The organism is Actinosynnema sp. NPDC059797, from assembly GCF_042732085.1.
Taxonomy (GTDB): Bacteria; Actinomycetota; Actinomycetes; order Mycobacteriales; family Pseudonocardiaceae; genus Actinosynnema.
On the sequence record NZ_JBHWIE010000388.1, the window covers coordinates 1 to 6,294 of the forward strand.

The following is a 6,294-nucleotide window of genomic DNA, read 5'->3' on the forward strand; positions in this document are numbered from 1 at the left end:
GCCCCCCGGGCCGGCGGGGTGCCCCCCCCCGCCGGCCCGGGGCGACACGTCCAGGCTAAATCGGCTGCGTGCGCCGGAGAGCGCCTGCCATCCTCCTGGCCATGTCCACGTTCGAAGAGCTGGTGGCCGAGGGCGAGTCCGTCCCGACCGAGGGCTGGGACTTCTCCTGGTTCGAGGGCCGCGCCACCGAGCAGCGCCCGTCCTGGGGCTACTCCGGGCTGCTCGCCGACCGGATGGCGGGGGCGCGGGCGGCGCTGGACGTCCAGACCGGCGGCGGCGAGGTGCTGGCCTCGGTCCCGACCGCCCCGCCGGTGCTGGCGGCCACCGAGTCGTGGCCGCCGAACCTGGCGATCGCCCGGCGCAACCTGGCGAAGTTCGGCGCGACCGTCGTCCACGTCGGGGACACCGCCGACCTGCCGTTCCCGGACGACCACTTCGACCTGGTGGTCAGCCGCCACCCGGTGGCGACCCGCTGGGACGAGGTGCACCGCGTCCTGCGCCCCGGCGGCGCCTACCTATCGCAGCAGGTCGGCGCGGGTTCGGTGCGCGAGCTGACCGACCTGATGATGGGTCCCCGGCCGGTCGACCCGGGCCGGAGCGCGATGCGGATCGCGGCCGACGCCGAGGCGGCCGGCCTGGAGGTCGTCGACCTGCGCCAGGAGGCGCTGCGGGTGGAGTTCTTCGACATCGCGGCCGTGGTCCACTTCCTGCGCAAGGTGATCTGGATCGTCCCCGGCTTCACCGCGGCCGGCTACCGGGACCGGTTGGCCGAGCTGCACCGCTTCATCGAGCGCCACGGCCCGTTCGTGGCGCACTCCCAGCGGGTCCTGGTCGAGGCGCGCAAGGGGGGCTGACGAGGGGACGGGCTAGCGCCAGACCGGCTCGTCGACCTCCACCACCCGGCCGTCCGGGGCGAAGTGCAGGTAGCGGTCGGAGTCGGCGGCGAACCAACGGTCGTGGGTGATCGCCAGCACGGTGCCGGTGAACGCGCGCAGCCCGTGCTGGAGGGCCTCCGCGCCGGCCAGGTCGAGGTTGTCGGTGGGCTCGTCGAGCAGCAGCAGGGTCGCGCCGGACAGCTCCAGCAGCAGGACCTGCAACCGCGCCTGCTGGCCGCCCGACAGCTGTTCGAACCGCTGCCGCCACGACGGCGCCAGCTCGTAGCGGGCCAGCGCCGCCATGGCGTCGTCGCGCACCAGCGCGTGGTCCCGCATCACGATGTCGTCGACCTGCCTGCCGCGCAGGTCGGGGCGGGCGTGGGTCTGGGCGAAGGCGCCGGGCGTGACGCGGGCGCCCAGTTCGACCGCGCCGGTGTGCGGCACGTCGCCCGCGCCGCCCAGCAGCCGCAGGAACAGCGTCTTGCCCGAGCCGTTGGGCCCCAGCACGGCGATCCGCTCGCCGAACCACACCTCCAGGTCGAACGGCTCGGTCAGGCCGGTCAGCGCCAGCCCCGTGCACGTCAACGCGCGCTTGCCGGTGCGCCCGCCGCGCAGGCGCACCCGGACGTCCTGCGCGCGCGGCGGGCGGCGGGGCGGCCCGGCCTCCTCGAACCTGGACAGCCGGGTCCGGGCGGCGCGGTAGGCGGAGGACACCGCGTCGTTGCGCGCGGCGGCCTGCCGCAGCAGGTGCACGGCGTCGCGCAGCCTGCGGTGCTCCTCCTGCCACCGCCGGCGGCGCTCGTCCAGGCGTTCCACGCGGTCGCGGCGGGCCTGGGCGAACGTGGCGAACCCGCCGCCGTGCACCCACACGTCCCGGTCCTCCACGGCCACGACCCGGTCGACCGCGGCGGCGAGCAGTTGCCGGTCGTGCGAGACCAGCAGGACCGTCTTGCGGCTCGCCCGCAACCGCTCCTCCAGCCACTCCTTGCCGGGCACGTCGAGGTAGTTGTCCGGCTCGTCGAGCAGCAGCACGTCGTCCGGGCCGCGCAGCAGGGCCTCGAGGACCAGGCGCTTCTGCTCGCCGCCGGACAGGGTGGCCACGGGCCGGTCGGCGACCTCGGCGAGCGGCAGGCCGAGCGCGGCGGTGGCGCAGGTGTCCCAGACCACCTCGATGTCGTAGCCGCCGGCCTCGACGTGCTCGGTGATCGCCTCGGCCAGCGCGAGCTGGGTGTCCTCCTCGTCGCGGTCGCGCAGCGCGCGTTCGGCCGCCCGGAGCGCCGCCGCGCTGCGCCTGATCCGCTCGGGCGCGACGGCCAGCAGCAGCCCGCCGACGGTGTCGCCGCTGATGAACTGCCGCATCACCCCCACGCCGCCGCTGGTGGCGACCTCGCCCGAGACCGGGCGCAGCTCGCCCGCGACGAGCCGCAGCAGGGTGGTCTTGCCCGCGCCGTTCGGGCCGACCAGCCCGGCCGTGACGCCCTCGCCGACGCGGAACGAGACGCGGTCGAGCAGCACGCGGCCGTCGGGCAGCGCGTAGGTCAGGTCGGACACCTCCACGTGCGCCACCAGGCCCCCTAACGTTGGTCTATGTCTCGAACGTTGGTCGAGAGTGCGAACAACGTACTACTGTGCGTGCCGTGGACGCGAAGGGGAATCGGGCGGGCGGGCGCGGGGGCCGGTCGGGCGGGGTGGCGGGCGAGGTGTGGCTGCGGGAGCCCCGGGCGCGCCGGGACGCGCTGACCCTGGACCGGATCGTGGCGACGGCCGTGGACCTGCTCGACGCCGACGGCGTGGCGGGCCTGACCATGCGGCGGCTCGCCGACCGCCTCGCCGTCGCGCCGCCCACGCTCTACTGGCACGTCAAGACCAAGGACGACGTGCTCGACCTGGCCGTGGACGCGATCTTCGCCGAGGTCCCGGTGCCGAGCGGGCCGTGGCGGGGCGCGGTGCGCGAGCTGGTGCTGGCCTGGCGGGCGACCATGCTGCGCCACCCGTGGTCACCGCCGCTGCTGGGCCGCCCGACGCTCGGCCCGAACGTGCTGGAGCGCACGGAGTTCCTCCAGGGCGCGCTGGCGTCGGCGGGCTTCGCCGGCGCGCACCTGGCCGCCGCCACGCACGGGCTGGCGAACTTCGTCATCGGCTCCGCGCTCACCCAGTCCACCTGGCACCGCCCCGGGACGCTGGACGCGGCGCGCGCCCACCTGCGGACGCGCGCCGACGCCTACCCGACCCTGGCGGCCAACGACCACCTGGCCGACCAGGACTGGGACGCCCTGTTCGAACGGGGCCTGGACCACTTCCTGACCGGCTTGGTCCAGGGGATCGCGTAGCGCGGACCCGCCCTCACGGCCCCCCTCGCGACCCCTTCGCGCCCCTTCCGGTCAGGCGGCCCCCGTGAACCGCGCGAGGCCGTCGAGCAGCCGGTCCACCTCGGCCTCCGCCGTGTACGCCGCCAGGCCGATCCGCAGCCCGCCCGCGTCACCCAGGCCCAGCCACCGCGACGTCTCCAGCGCGTAGAACGACCCGGCGGGCGCGTTGACGCCCAACCCGGCCAGGAAGCGGTACGCGTCGGCCGCCGGGCGGTCCTCGAAGGTCACCAGCAGCGTGGGCGTCCGCCGCGCCGCCCGTGACCGCACCACCACCCCGGGCAGCGCGGCCAGTCCCGCCTCGACCTTCTCCCGCAGCCGGTCCTCGTGCGCGCCGACCTCCGCGAGCGACCGCGCCAGGCGCGCGCGCCGGTCGCCCTCCGACGGGACCAGGTCGGCGATGAAGTCGACCGCCGCCGTGCAGCCGGCCAGCAGCTCGTAGGGCAGCGTGCCCAGCTCGAACCGCTCCGGGACCGCGTCCGACGACGGCAGCAGCTTGTCCGGCCGCAACCGGTCGAGCAGCTCGGGCCGCGCGGCGAGGACACCGCAGTGCGGCCCGAAGAACTTGTAGGGCGAGCAGGTGAAGAAGTCCGCGCCGAGCGCCGCGACGTCGACCGCCCGGTGCGCGGTGTAGTGCACACCGTCCACGTGGCACAGCGCGCCGCGCGCGTGGACCAGCTCGGCGATCGCGGGCAGGTCGGGGCAGGTGCCGATCAGGTTGGACGCCGCGGTCACCGCCACCAGCCGCGTCCGGTCCGACAGTACGGCGGCCACGTCGTCGGGCGCCAGCTCACCGGTGGCCGGGTCGAACGCGGCCCAGCGCACCACCGCGCCGACCGCCTCGGCCGCCTGCACCCAGGGCCGCACGTTGGCGTCGTGGTCGAGGCGGGTCACCACCACCTCGTCGCCGGGCTCCCAGGTCTTGGCCAGGGTGCGCGCGAAGTCGTAGGTCAGCTGGGTCGCGCTGCGGCCGAACACCACGCCGGCCGGTTCGACGCCGAGCAGGTCGGCCAGCGCGCCGCGGGCGGCCAGCACGGTGGCGTCGGCGGTGCGCTCGGCCGCGGTCACCGCACCGCGGTTCGAGATGGAGGAGGTCAGCGCGTCCCGCACCGCGTCCGCGACCGCGGCGGGCACCTGGGTGCCGCCCGGCCCGTCGAAGTGGGCGGTCCCGGAGGCGAGCGAGGGGAAGCGGTCGCGCACGGCGTCGACGTCGTAGGTCATGGTGTCCACTCTCTCCTATTGACAGCCAATGGACCTTCACCCGACCCTATGGAAGCGCTCTCACGAATCGGTCTGGACCAGTTTCGTGAAGGCTCCGCCGCCCGTCCCTGGAACCCCGGGCGGCGGACGAACCCTGCCCTAGGAGTCAAGATGCGCACCCGAACAAAGCTGTTGAGCGCGCTCGTCGCCCTGGCGGCGGCCGGGACCGTGGCGAGCGCTCCGGCGCAAGCCGTCGGCCCCGACCTGCTGCCGCTCACCGTCACCAACAACAGCGGCCGGTCGGAGGCCGTCCACCTCTACGTCCTCGGCACCGACATCCGCCCCGGCGGGCGGCTCGGCTACGTCAACCAGGGCGGCGGCTTCACGCCGTGGCCCGCCGGCTCGAACCCGCCCGTGCCCGCGCCGGACGTGTCGATCGCCGGTCCCCCGCCCGGCGGCAGCGTGACGCTGCGCGTGCCGCGCTTCATCTCCGGCCGCGTCTACATGTCCTTCGGGGAGAAGCTGAAGTTCTTCCTGACCCCGGACGGCCTGGTGCAGCCCGCGCCGTGGGCCTCGGGCGACCCCAACCACGGCATCCTGTTCGACTGGAGCGAGTTCACCTACAACGACGCGGGCCTGTGGCTGAACAGCTCGCAGGTGGACATGTTCGCCGTGCCGCACGCGGTCACCGTGACCGGCGCGAACGGCGTGACCAAGAAGACCGGCGAGCTGGTCGCGAACGGCCGGGACAACGTGGTCAACGGCATCCGCGGCCAGGCGGGCTGGGGCAACTCGGTGATCACCAGGTCCGACGGCACCGTGCTGCGCGTGCTCGCGCCGGGCAAGGCCGCAGACGTGGGCCTGTTCGACCGCAACTACCTCGACCCGTACATCACGCAGGCGTGGAACGCGTACACGTCCAAGACGCTCACCGTGGTGCCGTTCGGCGACCGCCCCGACGTCCGCTACTTCGGGCGCACCTCGGGCAACACCATGAACTTCACCAACTCCGCCGGGCAGCACGTGGCGTCGTTCGCCAAGCCGTCCACCGCGAACGTCTGGGGCTGCGACGGCGCGCTGCACGCGCCCAACGACCAGGTGGTCGGCCCGATCGCGCGCACCCTGTGCGCCGCCCTGCACCGCTCCACGCTCGGCGTGATCGACACCCAGCCCGGCGGCGGCCCGGCCGACTTCTACAAGGGCGCGATCACCAACCACTACTCGCGGCTGGTGCACCAGAACATGGTGGACGGCAAGGCTTACGGGTTCGCGTTCGACGACGTGCAGGCGCAGGAGTCCCTGGTGCACGACGGCGACCCGAGGGCGGCCGGCATCGTGCTGACCCCGTTCAGCGGTGGCGGCGGCACCACCCCTCCGCCCACCACGGGCAGCATCGTCAGCAACTGGCACGACAAGTGCGTGGACGTGCCGAACTGGAACTTCGCCGACGGGCAGCGCCTGGTCGTGTGGGACTGCACGGGCGGGACCAACCAGCGGTGGGAGTTCACCGGCGGGACGGTGCGCACGCAGAACGACATGTGCATGGACGTGGCCTGGGGCTCGACCGCGAACGGGGCGGCCATCCAGGTCGCGAGGTGCAGCGGGAACCCGGCCCAGCAGTTCGTCCTGTCGGCGGCGGGTGACCTGGTGAACCCGCAGGCGAACAAGTGCGTGGACATCGCGGACTGGAACCCGAACAACAACGCGGTGCTGCAGCTGTGGGAGTGCGGGGGCACGGCGAACCAGAAGTGGCGGCGCGGCTAGGGGCTGTCCTCAAAGCCAGATGAGCAGGGTGGCCAGGTCGAGCATGCCCCGGTAGGACACGGCGGTCTTGTCGAACCTGGTCGCGATGG

At 74.1% G+C, this 6,294-nt stretch carries 5 protein-coding genes; 3 read left to right on the forward strand and 2 right to left on the reverse strand.

All coding sequences use genetic code 11. The features are described from left to right. The first annotated feature begins 101 nt into the window (after window positions 1-101). Entirely contained in the window at window positions 102-854 is a 753-nt protein-coding gene (locus ACFV4N_RS37875; protein WP_499677496.1) for a class I SAM-dependent methyltransferase, read from the forward strand. A 12-nt stretch (window positions 855-866) separates the two neighbouring features. Here ACFV4N_RS37875 and ACFV4N_RS37880 read toward each other — a convergent pair whose 3' ends face one another. Further along, entirely contained in the window at window positions 867-2,441 is a 1,575-nt protein-coding gene (locus tag ACFV4N_RS37880; protein WP_499677497.1) for an ATP-binding cassette domain-containing protein, read from the reverse strand. A 71-nt stretch (window positions 2,442-2,512) separates the two neighbouring features. Here ACFV4N_RS37880 and ACFV4N_RS37885 point away from each other — a divergent pair, with 71 nt between their 5' ends. Continuing rightward, window positions 2,513-3,205, forward strand: a complete 693-nt coding sequence (locus ACFV4N_RS37885) for a TetR/AcrR family transcriptional regulator C-terminal domain-containing protein (protein WP_499677498.1) — start codon at window positions 2,513-2,515, stop codon at window positions 3,203-3,205. Between the two features lie 51 nt (window positions 3,206-3,256). Here the strand turns inward: ACFV4N_RS37885 and ACFV4N_RS37890 are convergent, their stop codons facing one another. Beyond that, a complete protein-coding gene (locus ACFV4N_RS37890; RefSeq protein WP_499677499.1) occupies window positions 3,257-4,462 on the reverse strand; it encodes a cysteine desulfurase-like protein in 1,206 nt (401 codons plus the stop codon). Window positions 4,463-4,612: 150 nt separating this feature from the next. Between ACFV4N_RS37890 and ACFV4N_RS37895 the strand changes: the two genes are divergently transcribed. Further along, complete coding sequence (locus ACFV4N_RS37895; RefSeq protein ID WP_499677500.1) at window positions 4,613-6,205, forward strand: glycoside hydrolase family 64 protein; 1,593 nt, start codon at window positions 4,613-4,615, stop codon at window positions 6,203-6,205. The last annotated feature ends 89 nt before the right edge of the window (window positions 6,206-6,294 follow it).